The sequence below is a fragment of the Leptospira abararensis genome (assembly GCF_016918735.1).
Lineage (GTDB): Bacteria > Spirochaetota > Leptospiria > Leptospirales > Leptospiraceae > Leptospira_A > Leptospira_A abararensis.
The window spans coordinates 20,921-35,372 of sequence record NZ_JAFFPR010000010.1 but is presented as its reverse complement, the minus strand read 5'-3'; the positions used below and the strand labels follow the sequence as shown (position 1 = coordinate 35,372).

Sequence of the window (14,452 nt, the reverse complement as noted above, 5' to 3'; positions counted from 1 at the left end):
TTAATGACAGAGGATATTTTTTATGAGAAAATTAGAGAGGAAACTGCCAGAGAAATCCTATTCATGTTCAGCCTGAGGAAATAAGAATCCCCAAAGAGATTGAACGTATTTTCCTTTAGGGTAGGGCTTAAATCTCCAACTATCAAAACCAAAGATTGGCTCCACAGCTAAAACCACCGGAATCCAACTCCAAAATCCCCACAAAATAGGAACATCTGCATTTTGATAAAGCCTCATTGGCAACCCCATATAGATTACATATATTGAGTCTTTCATTAGTTCTTCGTCCGTAACGTCTTCAGCTAGTTTTACAAAGTCCATAGTGCTCATAATTAACAAAATCGGTTTATGGCTTGGAACGGCTAGATATTTTTATGGGAATTCTAATAAGATAGGTTAGAAAAAAAGTAGCTGAATCAGCCTCGTTCATTAAACGCCCGCTGATCCAAACTACCTATCTAAATCCCACTACCTAGGTGGGAGGTTTGTATTTGCTTTTATGAATACTTAACTTGAAAGCTTCAAGACCATATTCATGAGCAAATACTCGCCTCTTCAATCCACGGTGGTAGTATGACTTAACGAAGATTATGACATAGTCGTCTTCATTTTTCATCATGTTTCTACCCTCCTTCCTCTTGGCCCCGAGTAGGGCCTAAAGGGGATTAAGGTTTCGTAACCTCGAGACGATAATATTATTGACGAGAAGATTATGTTCGTCTAAATAGTCAGTACACACTAACAATAAATAAGAACGTAACCCCGGGCGCCATAAAACTAAATGCCTCGGCTTTGACCAAAACCGGGGGGAGAGCCTCAAGGTTCCTCTCCTCGGAGTTTTTCGGTTAAAGGCTTTTCTGTTACTCAGCTCACATAAAAAGCGACAAGCACTCTTCTATATTTGCTGCCAAATGCCTATTCTGATTCCAAGGCAAGCCCAAATTTTGTCAATGAGAAAACCCTTAAAAAGAAAGGAAATAAGAGACAGGATACCCCGCAAAAAAAGATAGGTCACTTTAGATATTTTTAAATTATGTCTCGTTAAATTCGATTACCATTTCAGTGACCAATTTCCTATTAAAATTAGGGAAAAATTTGGAATCTATTTTTTGTTTCCCACCAAAAATCGACTTTTCCTTAATGAATTTGAGGAATTCGAATATTTAGCTTACCTCTTCTATATTTGTTAGCTGGTTAAACATCATTCAGCAATGGGATAATTTATTGTTATGTGTTGAGTGTAATTATGTCGCAATGTATAAGTGACATAAGAAGTTATTTTTCTAAGGTTTTAGTCTGTTAGAAAAATAAAAAAATTATTCTTTGCCTAGCAGCTTCTTCACCAAATTTCTCACGATTTCAAGGCCTACTTGATCCGACTTGGCTAGTTCCCGTATCCCTTCAATCGCCTCTGCTAAAACCGGATCGACCTTGGTTTGGAAATGCTGAGCTCTCAACTCTTCTAATTTAGAAATCGAATTATGTATTTCCGCGGTAGTCGGGCGAAACATTTGACCTTCTCCCGCAAGAAGCCAATCGAGATTCACGTTAAATTCCTTGGAAATTTTCGTTAATGTTTCTTGCGATGGCAGATTTTTCCCGTTAATGATCTCGCTTACAAATCCCTGGGACACACCAATCCTAATCGCGAAGTCCTTCTGAGTGAGGGAAAGGGATTTTATGAGCTCTCGAAACCTATTCCCCACCGAACACCTCAAGGTCACAAATAAAAAGAATTGTGACCTTTAAAAAAAATAGCAATTGGCGATAATTTGTGCTTGTCATATTCGTAATTAGCGATATTATCGCTAATAGTTAATTATTGAGTATATCGGCACAGACGGGGGTCAATCCCGAACTTTTGGGGGAAGAAATTTATGAACAAAAAAATTAGTTCAATTTTGGCGGAAATTGGAAAGGAGCAACAGGGAAACGAGAATTGTCGGACGATTGATGATCTGGATTCAGAGATCCATCATCTACCGATAGAACTTGGATCTATCGTGGATGATTACGATGAAGATGCGGACGGCTCAATACTCAGAGAAGCACTCATTTCGAATGCAGCGATGATTGTTGGGATTATTGCTGCCATGGATGAGGCTAACTAACGATGGCTACTACAAAAAAAAGCTATTACATCCCTAAAGCCCTTCGCGAAGATGCGAAGCGAGAAATTAGCTATCGTTATGGTTCTGTATCAAAATGGGCAGAAACATTAGATTTGAATTATAATTATCTAACACAAGTGTTAAATGGTCTAGCACCTTGTTCTGGTAATTACGCAATCTCCTTGGCCAAAGAAGGACTTATACCATCTGACAAAGCGAAGGTGTCCAAGTGAGTTTGGTTGAAAAGTCTCGCGGCCCTAAGCTCCCCCTTAAATTGCAGTTATTTGCTAAACCGGGGAAGAGAGTTAGTGATTTAGCAATGCGAAGTTCAGTAAGTCATAGCTTAATTTCGAAAGTGTTAAATGGCCACAAAACTTCCTCTCGCGTTGATTCGATACTTCAAGCCGAATGGGGTATCACGATAGAAGAAGCACGTTCTATCTATAAAGAACATAGAGAGCGAATGGAAAGCGGAAACCCTGTTACTACTCGCGAGGCGTTCGAATTCAAACAATCGATTAACTACAGACAGGCGCTAAAATCTGGAAAAACTACGAAAACCTGGGAAGAGTACCTCGCGGTAATGGATCAAATTTCTTGGCCTACTTTTCAGTATGCATTTATGCAACGCGGGGTTTCCGCATGAACAGCGAAAAAGATCCGAACGAAATCGTGAGTGCGATTCAGCTTTATCGAAAGCTCTGGCAGAAACTACCTCTATTTGTTAGAGCCACCTTGATTGGAATATCAGTCGCATGGGTGATGTTTGGTTTATATTCGGGTGATTTTTCTTCACAATACTGGGATCAATCTACGAGAGGATCATTTCTATTAACCGTTCAGTTGTTGGTCTTGCTATATTTGTTCATTACTTCAACCACGGAGGATTCCTTATGAATCCTTCTGTTTTAGATACAATAACAAAGAACGCTCGGATTTATTTTGAAACGAACACTGACCGTGGCGAATACACAAACGGTTTTGTGGAAGGATACAAAAGCTTAAAGCAAACTAAGAATTCAGAACCAGCAGACCTTGGTTATGACCATGGAACAAAACAAAGACAGATGGAAGAACGTAAGGCGAAGGAACGCCACAACAAGGGGAAATGAGATGGTGCGAGTTACTGGTTTAGTTTCTGCCTCCTGTAAAATTTCGCCAAAGAATGTTTCGTACACACTCTCTGGTGACTTGCGAACCCAACTTACACTAAAACGCATTCAATTGGTTCGGAAAAATGACCTTCCCCCCTATCAACCATATTTAAAAGATCGAGAGGATCACTTTGGAAAATTTGCAAACTTAGTCTCTCGAATTGGATCGTTAGGTTATGTGATGAAAGATGGTTCAAATAGAGAAATTGCACAACATCTTATTTATCTCGCGGCTCATGCTCTTTCTTGGGCAGAGAATTACGTGGAGGATCTTCCATGACCATTGCTGAACGAATCTCATTTCTGCGAGGAGCACTCTGGCTGAAATATGCAGAGCAAGCGATTAAAGAAATTGGAAGAGGTCGGCAAAACCGCAGCAAGGTACACCGTAGGATTGCAGAACTTGCGATCAACCGCGCTTCGATTGAACAAGCTTTTATTGAAGACATGAACGAGATTGCCGACTTTGCCGAATGGCAGAATGAGAAACTCGTTGAGGAAAGATTAGGTGGAAAAAATAGATGAGCAACAAATCAAAACCTTTTCGACATCGGCATCAAATCAAAAAGCTGAGAGCTCTTATTCTTTGCGGTCTTTCGGAAACTCGATTCAACTCTTTCTGGGATTCACTTCTCGATTTAGAAAAAGAAAGATTTTCGAGCAAAGAGATCGCCTCACTTGCTCAACTAAAAGTAAAAGAACTCCTTCCATTGAGCAAAGCGAAAATGGAGGAGTATGTGAAAAATCAGAATGTGAAAACAAATCAAAAAAATTTTTTGGAGGTGTTCCGATGAGAACACATTTTTACATGCAGCCACCACTGCTTCACTACAAAAAACAAACATTAGTCGATCGAATCCTTTCGTTGGTGATGGGAGAGTGATGTGGGAGAAGTAACAACTAAAACTAGTATATCGCAAAAATCCTCTGCTTTGATGTTGTCGACTATCGGTCGTTCAACTAAGACTCATCCTCTTGAGGTCGCTGTAGGAGAAATTTCAACTCTCTACATGTTTCTTGATGAGAAAGGTTTATTCGGGGAATACGAAGAGTTTAAAAATGGATTGGTTATTTCGTTAAGAATTGAGGGAGAAAATGAGCAAAAACACCAAAAACAACAAAGTAAATAAAGAAAAAAAAACGGAACCTGTGGCCACCAAGGGGAAGAAGACAGACGAGAAGAACTCTAAAGCAAAAGCCAAAGTTTCGGAAGAAACTGTAGAAACCCCGGCTGCTCCGAAAGAGGAATCCCCAAATTCTCTTGCACGTCAAGAGGTTTCTGATTTGAGTACTGACAGACATACGCGACTCAATCAATTGATGCGTACCATCCGAGTTTCTTCGGATATGTTAAAAGCTGCTCAAGAAAATATCATGATTGCGTTACATGAAATCAATCGCGATCAGCTTTTTTTGTTAGCTGAATGCGAAACCATGCAAGCTTTCGTTGAGGAACACACTGAATTCCATTGGTGGAAAGTTTCAAAATACCTTACTGTCGCAGAAAAATTACTCACTTCTGAGGTAAACAAAAAGGTTCTTTCCGGGAGAAGTGAGACTTCGCTCATCAAACTTGTTGAAGGCATGAAGGAAGATAATGCTTTATTTCAGGAAGGTGAAGTCCATTTCCCTGACGGAAGAATTTTGAGTCTTTCTGATTATGAAAAAGAAATCCAGTCCAAACAAAACAAAGAAACAGTTAAACTCCTTAAAGAAAAAAATACCCAAATTTCTAATCTGGAAAAAAAGGTCGAAGACAAGGAAAAAATAAACTCTTCATTTGATTTAAGAATTAAAGAACTTCAGGAAATGTTAAACGATCAGACTCATGAGACCGGCATTCCCCCAGAAGTACGTAAGGCATTTCGGGAAAGAGAAGCTCTTGCAGTAATTTTGAAAAATGCTGTCAACGGAATCCAGGAGCATGCAGATGTTCTTAAAGTCGCCCATGAATCTGAGTTAAACGAACTGGAACATAGCACAGAAAATGGAAAGATAGTAAACATCTTCCTTGTAACTATCCAAGGAATCTACACTTCGGTCTTTGAATCTTGGCAGGATTGTCTTCCTGTTTCTACGGAAAAGGATCTTTCGTGAAACAATTAGATATTGGAATCGTAATGCCCCTTTTTCGGGATTGGAAACTCGCAAGAGAGCGCGGTACCCGTTCCGAGATTGGGCAAATCGTTAAAAGAGCGGTCGATTCCCTTGGTCTAGCGAGACCACAGGTTTACAACATTTTCAACCGACTTTTGGAAGGAGAGTCTATCTTTTCTGTTGCAAAGGTTGAAAGAAAGAAAACTGGATCAAGGCTCGGAGTTGCAGAAATTGCCTTAAGAGAACTTGAGATATACGAGATCACAAAACTCATGTTTGCAGGTGAAGTGCAGCATGAACAAGCAAAGACTGGAACCGGTAAAGATAGAGATCTTCGCACTGTTGGGTTTGCCTTGAATCGAAAGTATGGTAAGTCAATGGAATTCGCCATCGAACAAGCCGAACGATTGGGAACGATTCGTAAGGGAGTTTGGGATCGTTTTAAACTAGGAAGGGCATTAAACGAACGAGGCATAACTCGTAAACAAATGGGGAAACCATTGGCTTCAGTGACCTGGATGGCTACATATGCAAATCAGTTTTGGATGTTTGATGCATCACCACTTAACGCAGTTTATTTGGAACCAGGTAAAGATTCGAGGATCTCTATTCGCCCGGATATTGAATCTGGATTAACGAGAATCTATGAAGGATCGAAAGAGGCATCTCTGCGAAAGGTTCATATCTATGTTGCTGTTGATGTGTATTCAAAAGCCTTCTATGCTTACGCATATGCACCAATTGCGAAAGGAAAAGATTCAACACATGGAGGTGAAAATTCAACAGATTGGCATGACTTCCTTTGTCGGGCCTTTTTAGAAAAAGATGACGGATTTATCCCGATCCAAGGAACTCCTGAAAGAATTTATACGGACAAACATACGGCATTCGAATCTCTTTCTGGGTTCTTCTCTCGCTTAGATATCATCCAAGAATCTCACTTTCCAGGTCACTCTAAGGCCAAAGGTCCAATCGAAAGTCGGATTTCTGCAATCAAACGTTGCTGTGAAACGATGGCAGTGAAGGGAATGATTCGTGATTTAGATGAATTCAACCTCCTATTGTATCGGTATCAAATTTCGCGAAATGACAAATTAAAGTCATATGAAAAGTGGCTGAAGTCTGCCAACGAAAAACCAATCAAATCCGTTTCCAAACAGAACCTAACAGATGCCTCAATCAAAGAAGAGATTAGAAAGATCAACGCATACGGTTGTATCGAAATTGAGGCAACGCAGTATCTCTTGCGCTATCCGAATGGACAGGTCGTTTCAGATAGAACCAAAGAAGTTGTTAAGATATACAGAAACCCTCGGAGCGGTTTTGAAGTTCTCACAACCGATGGTATTCGTCTCTCAGCAGATCCTGCAGGGCCTATTGGAAGAGAGCCTGGAAGTTTTAAAAACGTTGGTGATCGCAGTGGACTTACAGAAACCAACCGAATAAGAAACAGAAAGAAAGTCCTGTCATCAGCAAAAGCCGTTGAAAAGACTCTGATCCTTTCGGATGCACTTCCTAATTTACCAGAGATTCCTTATGGAAAATTACATGTATCGAAAGAGCATCGCCAGACTCACACACCAATGGCTCCTGAAAAATTTGAAAGTACCGACGATGCATTTGAATGGATGCTTAAAGAACTAGGCCACTCAGAAGACTCACTTGAAGAACTTTCCATGAAGCTTGCGGATGAACGGGATGAAAATCTTTCTATAGGAGCAATCGTATTGCAGTTGTTAAGATCTGCAAAGCGAAAGCTGGGATATATCCCATCACAAGAAGTTTACGACACGATCGAAATAATACGGGACACATTCCCAGAGGTTAGCAAATGACAGATGTTATAAAATATCGGCCCAGCTTCGTTAATACGAAAAATACTGATACAATTGTAAGGCTCGCAAAAGAAGCGGTAAAAACTAACTCTTGGTTGGTAGTAGAAGGAGAAGTTGGCGATGGGAAAACATTTATGTTTAACCAAATTAAATCCCTACTCGAAGCAAAAAAAAATAAACACATCATCGTGAATGCAGGACCCGTTTGGGAAAGCTCGATCTCTGGAATTTCTATACCATTTATCGCGCGGCATATGATTCGAGCGATACGTCCAGCAGAGAATATTCCAGGAAATCAAAACGAAAGATATTTCCGCTTACGCGACTTGTTGCTTTGGGTAGAAGAACAAAACCGCAAAGTAGTCTTGGTTATTGATGAGGCCCAGGCATTACGCTGGAGTGGTTTCCGCGATCTTAAAAAGCTTTGGGAATTATCATCACCAAACCAAAGTCATTTATTCTCAATCATCATGTTTATGAAACCTGAAACAAGGTTATCGGGAATACTCGATAGCCCTGAGATAGGCCATCGTGTATTTTCTTTCCGCAGTAAACCGCTTACAAGAGTCGAACTTTTGTCAATTGCAGAACAAGGATTCAATATTAAGTTTCCACAGGGGAAGACCGGAGAAAAAGCGAAGGAACTTTTTTACTCAAACCTTTCATCCAAGAATCCGCTTTCTGTAGAAAATCTCATCAAGTCAATTTCCTTCTCATATCCTGAATTTCAAAAAGACGGAGTTGTGCGTGAGAGTTATTTGCGAAACGTAATTTCCGACGGAATTCGTACCATGATGGAAAGGTTAAGGATTTCAAAAAGAGAACTCCGCCGAAGAATCCAGGATGATTATGGAAAGGATTTTGATAATAGAAAAATCGAAGAATCACTATTTCATCCAGGAAAAAACCCAAAGGATGAATCAATCGCAAAATCATCGTTAGATCGTATTTACAGAGAGCGAACTGGTAAAAAATCTCCAGTCCTCTCGTCAGCAGAAGTCGAGTGATCATATTTTAGTATAAGGAGACAATCAATATGCCAGCTAAGAAAAAACAGGCAAAGAAACAAAGCGCAGCGAAGAAAAAACGGAAGTCCGTTCCTCCTGCACAAATGGTAAAATCAACCTCTAAGGGGGTCGTTGTCGACGCAAGTCAAGGAGCTTCTAATGCTCAGTAAACGTCGTCAAAATCTTCTTTCATTGATGCCGGACAATCACTATGCGGATCAAGAAGAACTTGAAAAAGGTATCGAACTGCTCGGCAGAGTATCTCGCTCTCGAAAGGATTTAATTTCTTCAGCGGATAACAAAATCGCAGCAATTAGAGAAGAATTGAAGGAAGAACTTGTTCCTTACGATCAAAAAATCGCACACATTGCTTCAGGAGTGAAGTTTTATGTGGGAGAGCATCGGGATGAACTTTTTCCAAATTTTCCTGCAAGAAAAACTGCGAAACTTGTATCCGGTAGTCTGAAAATTCGTCGTGTTCCACCATCAATCAAGACAAGAGCGACGTCTGAATTTTTGGAATCGATTGTTAAGAAAGGAGGATTGTATACAAAATTCGCTGAGCTAGTCTCTGCGCTTTCCAAAAACTTTCTCCGAGTCAAATTGGAATTAAACAAGGATGCAATCCTTGCCGATCCATTAGGCTCCAAAAATTCAATCGGTATCGAGTTGTCTGAAGAATCAGAAAGGCTATACATCATTCCAGCTGAAGTCGATGCGGAACATGATGTTAGCGCAGGAGAAAAATCCTCTGCAGCTTAAAAAAGAAAAGACACAAGGGACAAGTATAACGATAATTTGTTGGATACTTGTCGCAATCTGTAATACGTCTCTTGTGTCGTATTCTAAAGCTACTCAAAGACGTGCAATTAACATGCACGTTATCAATGGTGATAACGCAGAACAAATTGCTGCCATTCTCAAAGCAGAACATCCCAAAATCACTTCAAACACAATTCGAACTTGGCTCGAAAAGCGAGATGATGCAACAGGAACATCTCCTCAAGAAGACCGACTATTAATTGAAAGTCATGCGAGAAACACTGCACTGAAAGATGCAGAGATTAGTTTGACATCCATCAAAATCGATACGGTAAAAGCTTTTCGATCTCTCAAAAAACAAGTATTTGATGAAAATGGCGATCTCAAAGTTTCCTTTAAATCTGGCGAAGGAGCCTGGAATACCTTTCGCGGTTTAATGAATGATATGGAAAAGATGCTTGAAAAAGAACGAGAGCGTCTTGAACCAGAGGAAATCGCCAAGGGAATCAATCGAGCAATTCGTAAGACAGCTAAACTGTCAAAATTCTTGGATTCAAATCCAGATGTCTTCAGACAATTTTTTCAAAACTTAAAACTCGAAATTACAATCTCAAAAAATTTGGATATTGCCTTCATTGAGGAGACCTCGGAACGTGAAGGCTGATAGAAAAAAGAAACAAACTGCATCAGCGACGGAAAGGTTTTTCGATGAGATCGATAGTATTGTTACTCAAACTACCAGCCTTTCTGGTGTTGCTGGTACAACTCTTGAGGAATTCCTTTGCCAAAATATTCTTGTAAAAGGGCCTTTTGGCCAGCTGGTTCCATTTTCATTTGAAGGGTATGCTTTCTGGAAATGGATTACTAGAGTTTCTCAAAACCATCCTTATCTTGTTTTTCTAAAAGCAGCACAGGTTATTTTTAGCACTTGGATGTTAGGTCGACTAACATGGAAAGGTGCAGGAACAAGTCTTAAAGCCGGATTATATTTCCCAGACGATACATCGATGAAAGACTTTCATGATGATCGAGTGGTTCCTTTTTTACAAAATTGTAAAGTTCTCCATCAGTATTTAAAAGAAAATCAAACCGATAACAATCGTACTAAAAAGCTTGGGGATTTTACTTTAGCTCTGCGTGGAACATGGACAAAGCGTGGAGTCAAAACGATCGACTTAGATGCTGTTGGATTAGATGAAGTCGATGAACACGATGAAGAAAATATCGAATTCGTGCCCGACAGACTACTCGCATCAAAACTCGGCTGGATGATGTTAGGTTCACAGCCAAGTTTGCCTAATGTTGGCATTCATGCTGAATTTTCAAACTCGACTCAGGGATTCTGGCTGATTCGGTGTGGGTGTGGGGAATGGAATAACTTAATCGAACGTTGGTTGTCTGATCACGATTCGATTTGGGGATTTAAAGATAAGGATTCAAAAATCCAGCCGGTACCGGGATCAGTATTTTATGCGTGTGCAGGCTGTGGAAAACCAATAGACAACCAAAAAGGTGAGTACGTAAATAAAATCCAAAAGCATGATCATCACGGATTTCAGCTTTCTCAATTGTGGACACCGAACGACCCTTCCCAATTGTATAAACGTCAGTTAAATGCAAATACTTCTGCAAAAAGAAAAGCTTTTTGCATTTCGGTGATCGGTTGGCCATACTCATCCGATGAAGAGCAGCCTCTTCAAAAAGAAGATATCGAACGCTGGCAATCTGATTTTGTGCTGCAGGATGGCTGCCAATATTTCACGTTTCATGGCTTGGACCAAGGTGATACTATTCATGGAGTATTTGGTGAGCCGACAACTGATGGACGTATCAAGATTATTGGCCTTTATAAGGGCCACGTAATAAATGAGATCGATTACTATAACTCCATTCAACGTTTCAACGTATATTCTGGAGTAATAGACGCGATGCCAAATAGGAACTTCTCGATGAAGACAGCATTGAAGTTCCCGGACAACATTAGAATTCAATTTTTTTCTAAAAAGTTTTCAGAAAGAGAAGAAATCCTTCCTGGTTCAGAATCAGTTGGGGTCATACAAGTTAACCGTGATGTCTCGCTACAGGAAACTGTTGATGCAATTAAAGCCGGTCTATTTCTCTTCCCAGATCCAAAGCGGTTACCTCCTGCCGATCTAGCTCTTTACGAGGAATTTAAGTTTCACCTAACAATGTTAATTCGTGAGCGCGGTGAGGACGAAAATGGAAAAGCACTATGGGGATTCAAGAAAAAGGTTCCGAATCACTTTGGAATGGCATTGAATTCATTACGTTTGGCATTTGAGACACAATCGGAAAGTGGTGGGAGTTATGGCGGAGGAATCGGTTGATGAGTTTTTGGAATAGAATAAGAAATAGATTTTTTGACAACGGGGTGTTTCTCCCTTTTGCATGGGCAAACGATAGAAAGAAACTAAAAGAAAATAAGGCCGAGATAGAAGCGTTTCTAGCTGAAGCAGTGACGGAGGACAACCCATCTGACGATGTGAGGTTGATTAAAAAATTAGCACGTATCTCCCCGGAGTTATCACAAGCAGTTAAACGTGCACTCACTCTAGGAAATACCGGCTTAGAATGGGAAATCGATGCGGACGAACGGAATAAGTCAGCGATGCTCGCTGAAATAAATTTATTCTTCGATAGCCAACCTGGCATAACAAACCGTCTTCTTCGGCAAACAATTGTTTGTGGTGCAATTTCTGCAGAGTGGATACCTTCAGTAAATATTGATTCAGTTGAATCAATACGCACAGTACCTGTATCAAAAATAATTTTTAAAAGAGACGTCTCATTGGAAACGGGGACTGTGAAGTTCTTACCCTACGAACAGACCAAGCTCGGTTACAAAAAACTAAACGAAATACAATACATGTATCATGCTATTGAAACTGATGAAGATTCCCCTTATGGGATTCCTCCGTTTTTCTCTGCCGTTCCTCACGTAGGCAGCCAATTCAAAGCCCAATCCAATATGGAAAAACTTTTGGATAAGTGGGGGTTACTTGGATTCATTGTTGCGAGTTTTCCGAAGCCTCGACAGTTACCTGGAACAGATGCTGCTGCTTACGAACAGCAATTAAGTGAACATTTAGCAAAGGCTCGTGCTGCTTTTGAAAAGAATTCCTCATCTGGTTTCATGGCAACATACGACGGAGTCAAGACTGAACATTATGCCCTAACTGATGGAGCTCGCACCGGCGGTTATGATTCTATAACAAGAGGGATAGAAGAAAAGGTTTCTTCTGGGATAGATACTGATTTGTTTCTCTTGGGCAGATCCTATTCGGTTACTGAGTCATATGCAAAAATCTCAGGCAAGCTGTTCCTGTTGAAGTTGAAAAATATTGCCTACCCTACAAAGCTTTTTTTAGAACAAGCTATCCGATTTCACCTAACAGCAAAAGGTTATTCATTTCGATCCGTCTCTGCGAAATGGGGTAAATCTATCACTTTAGATCCGAAAGGAGAAGCAGAATCAACAAAGATTTCAAACGAAGCAACGAAGATCCACTATGATCTTATTAGAGCACAGGTTGCAGATGGATTGATTGCTCCAGATGTGGGAGCAAAACTCCTCGGTTTTGACAAATGGGAAGAACCATCCAAATTAGAAAAACAGTCTGCCAATGGGCTCTCTTTCTCTGAAAAAAAAAAGTCCGGTAAAGAATCGATGATTTATCTAGAAGAACATACATCCAATTGTACATGCGGAGACCTAAATCAATTTGTGGAGCTCGGTGCTTGGTCCAGTGAAGAAAAAAAAATCTACCAGGCAATTGAAGATTCTTTCGCTGAGAATTTCTATTCAACGTATGAAGATAAAGTAACCGGAGTTCTCAAAAGGATCCGTAAAACGGATATAACTAAAGAGGATGCGGTAGAAAAGATCCTTGATCTGATCGAACAGGAACTTGGAGATCTGCCGGACGAATTGGAACGTGAATGGAGAAAGGCAATCTCTGATGCATGGGATGCTGGCCAGGAATTTCATAAAGGAAATGATGGGAAGGACATTAAAGCTCCAAAGGTAAATGCAAATAAGCATGTTCTAGATTTTTTCAATAATGCTTATAAGTTTGATGTCGGAAAACAATTTAAGAAAGAAAATGATATCAACGATATCCGCTCTGCAGTAGAAGCAGGATTAGAAACTGGCTCTGTCGATTCCGTAATAAAAAATCTCCAAGACAAATTATTAGGAAGAACACAAACATCTTCGAAAGATGAAAGAGAAGCCCTTCGCAACAAACTGGACAACATAGTCCGTGGACAGATCTACAGGGCGAGAACATTCTCTCGGATTAAACGATACCACCAAACGGGAATTGCGCGAATTGAGTATGTAGCGGTGATGGATGAGCGAACTTCTTCACTTTGTGAATCACTAAACGGAAAAACCGTAGAAGTGAAAACGTTGATTACATATATCGATGAATTTACTGAAGATGATCCAACTCGCGACGGCTTTTGGAAAGAAAGACAGAACCCTTCTGAAAAGGAAGCAGAAGGATTTAAGGATCTTTCTGGCGATGAGATCATGAATAAGTTGAAAAACAAAGTTTCACCTTTTCACCTAAGGTGCCGAACCACGACCGTCGCTTATTTCGAAAGGAGACGTTCATGACAACAACTTTCATTCCAAATGAAATCAATGTACATGACAGAGTAAGATTTTATTCTGAAGCTTTTCCTAAATATGCACCGCTCCATGTTTTCAATGGAAGCATTTACGGTGAGTGGAGACTTGGACAAAATTTCAAAAACACATCTGATTATTGGGGTGCTTATCCCGAACAATACCTACCTCGTGCAACTTCGCTCTTCCCTGAGAAGAAAGAAGTCTTACACTTGTTCTCTGGTAAGACTCCAGAAGGGAATTACCTTCGAATGGATAAAAACCCTTCAAACGGATCCGAAATTGTTGGTGATGCAGAAAAGCTGTCCTCTTACGCAAAAATCTATAAACCCGACGGTTTTGATATCATTTATGCGGACTGCCCTTATACCAATGAAGATGCAAATCATTACGGTTATTGCATGATCTCACGGCCTAAGGTTCTTCGTGAGTGTTGGAAAAGCCTACTCCCTGGTGGCCATGTAGTCTGGTTGGATCAAGTAGTCCCACAATGGTCAAACGAAGATTGGTTTCTTGAAGGAATTATTTATATGTTTATATCAAGCAATCGAAGAGTAAGAGCTGTTAGTATTTTCAGGAAGGTAGTTGTATGAATTTATTTCTCACAGGATTTTTGCAGGTTCTATTCGTCTGTGCGAATACCTACATGATCAGCAAACAAAAGTATATGTGGGTATTAGTTTTCGGATTTTTGATTTCATTCATCTGGTCTTGGAATGTTAGAAAGATTGCCTTCGGTAATATTTTTGATCGTATCAAGTATTCCATTGGTTCTGCAGCAGGTGGTGGAGTTGGATTATTTGTTTCAGTTCTAATCTTAGGAGATAAATAA

19 protein-coding genes are annotated in these 14,452 nt (G+C 40.1%); 17 read left to right on the top strand and 2 right to left on the bottom strand.

Annotated features, from left to right (window positions below):
* Nucleotides 1-57: 57 nt before the first annotated feature.
* On the bottom strand, nt 58-321 hold the full coding sequence (locus JWG40_RS03825; protein ID WP_205284533.1) for a hypothetical protein: 264 nt from the start codon (nt 319-321) through the stop codon (nt 58-60).
* A gap of 995 nt (nt 322-1,316) precedes the next feature.
* A complete protein-coding gene (locus tag JWG40_RS03820; protein ID WP_205284532.1) occupies nt 1,317-1,706 on the bottom strand; it encodes a helix-turn-helix domain-containing protein in 390 nt (129 codons plus the stop codon).
* Between the two features lie 171 nt (nt 1,707-1,877).
* Here JWG40_RS03820 and JWG40_RS03815 point away from each other — a divergent pair, with 171 nt between their 5' ends.
* The 17 genes from JWG40_RS03815 (at nt 1,878) to JWG40_RS03735 (ending at nt 14,452) form a co-directional block, all read left to right on the top strand.
* On the top strand, nt 1,878-2,111 hold the full coding sequence (locus tag JWG40_RS03815; protein WP_205284531.1) for a hypothetical protein: 234 nt from the start codon (nt 1,878-1,880) through the stop codon (nt 2,109-2,111).
* 2 nt (nt 2,112-2,113) lie between these two features.
* Nucleotides 2,114-2,344: a hypothetical protein gene (locus JWG40_RS03810; protein WP_205284530.1), complete on the top strand. Its 231-nt coding sequence runs from the start codon at nt 2,114-2,116 to the stop codon at nt 2,342-2,344.
* 86 nt (nt 2,345-2,430) lie between these two features.
* Complete coding sequence (locus tag JWG40_RS03805) at nt 2,431-2,757, top strand: hypothetical protein (RefSeq protein WP_205284529.1); 327 nt, start codon at nt 2,431-2,433, stop codon at nt 2,755-2,757.
* A 247-nt stretch (nt 2,758-3,004) separates the two neighbouring features.
* Complete coding sequence (locus tag JWG40_RS03800; RefSeq protein ID WP_205284528.1) at nt 3,005-3,223, top strand: hypothetical protein; 219 nt, start codon at nt 3,005-3,007, stop codon at nt 3,221-3,223.
* 1 nt (nt 3,224) lies between these two features.
* The gene (locus JWG40_RS03795; RefSeq protein ID WP_205284527.1) at nt 3,225-3,545 is read left to right on the top strand and encodes a hypothetical protein; all 321 of its coding nucleotides are present in this window, start codon (nt 3,225-3,227) and stop codon (nt 3,543-3,545) included.
* Nucleotides 3,542-3,790, top strand: a complete 249-nt coding sequence (locus tag JWG40_RS03790) for a hypothetical protein (protein ID WP_205284526.1) — start codon at nt 3,542-3,544, stop codon at nt 3,788-3,790. Before JWG40_RS03795 ends, JWG40_RS03790 begins: the two co-directional genes overlap by 4 nt.
* A complete protein-coding gene (locus JWG40_RS03785; RefSeq protein ID WP_205284525.1) occupies nt 3,774-4,148 on the top strand; it encodes a hypothetical protein in 375 nt (124 codons plus the stop codon). Before JWG40_RS03790 ends, JWG40_RS03785 begins: the two co-directional genes overlap by 17 nt.
* A 1-nt stretch (nt 4,149) precedes the next feature.
* Complete coding sequence (locus JWG40_RS03780; protein ID WP_205284524.1) at nt 4,150-4,395, top strand: hypothetical protein; 246 nt, start codon at nt 4,150-4,152, stop codon at nt 4,393-4,395.
* Nucleotides 4,361-5,362, top strand: coding sequence for a hypothetical protein (locus JWG40_RS03775; RefSeq protein ID WP_205284523.1), 1,002 nt, complete (start codon nt 4,361-4,363; stop codon nt 5,360-5,362). Before JWG40_RS03780 ends, JWG40_RS03775 begins: the two co-directional genes overlap by 35 nt.
* Nucleotides 5,359-7,197: an integrase gene (locus JWG40_RS03770; protein WP_205284522.1), complete on the top strand. Its 1,839-nt coding sequence runs from the start codon at nt 5,359-5,361 to the stop codon at nt 7,195-7,197. Before JWG40_RS03775 ends, JWG40_RS03770 begins: the two co-directional genes overlap by 4 nt.
* On the top strand, nt 7,194-8,204 hold the full coding sequence (locus tag JWG40_RS03765) for an ATP-binding protein (protein ID WP_205284521.1): 1,011 nt from the start codon (nt 7,194-7,196) through the stop codon (nt 8,202-8,204). Before JWG40_RS03770 ends, JWG40_RS03765 begins: the two co-directional genes overlap by 4 nt.
* A 159-nt stretch (nt 8,205-8,363) precedes the next feature.
* On the top strand, nt 8,364-8,966 hold the full coding sequence (locus JWG40_RS03760) for a host-nuclease inhibitor Gam family protein (protein ID WP_205284520.1): 603 nt from the start codon (nt 8,364-8,366) through the stop codon (nt 8,964-8,966).
* A 73-nt stretch (nt 8,967-9,039) separates the two neighbouring features.
* Nucleotides 9,040-9,630: a hypothetical protein gene (locus tag JWG40_RS03755; protein ID WP_205284594.1), complete on the top strand. Its 591-nt coding sequence runs from the start codon at nt 9,040-9,042 to the stop codon at nt 9,628-9,630.
* Complete coding sequence (locus JWG40_RS03750; RefSeq protein WP_205284519.1) at nt 9,620-11,314, top strand: phage terminase large subunit family protein; 1,695 nt, start codon at nt 9,620-9,622, stop codon at nt 11,312-11,314. The genes JWG40_RS03755 and JWG40_RS03750 overlap by 11 nt, the downstream gene beginning before the upstream one ends.
* Nucleotides 11,314-13,608, top strand: coding sequence for a structural protein (locus JWG40_RS03745; protein WP_205284518.1), 2,295 nt, complete (start codon nt 11,314-11,316; stop codon nt 13,606-13,608). The genes JWG40_RS03750 and JWG40_RS03745 overlap by 1 nt, the downstream gene beginning before the upstream one ends.
* On the top strand, nt 13,605-14,213 hold the full coding sequence (locus JWG40_RS03740) for a class I SAM-dependent methyltransferase (RefSeq protein WP_205284517.1): 609 nt from the start codon (nt 13,605-13,607) through the stop codon (nt 14,211-14,213). The genes JWG40_RS03745 and JWG40_RS03740 overlap by 4 nt, the downstream gene beginning before the upstream one ends.
* Nucleotides 14,210-14,452, top strand: coding sequence for a hypothetical protein (locus tag JWG40_RS03735; RefSeq protein WP_205284516.1), 243 nt, complete (start codon nt 14,210-14,212; stop codon nt 14,450-14,452). The genes JWG40_RS03740 and JWG40_RS03735 overlap by 4 nt, the downstream gene beginning before the upstream one ends.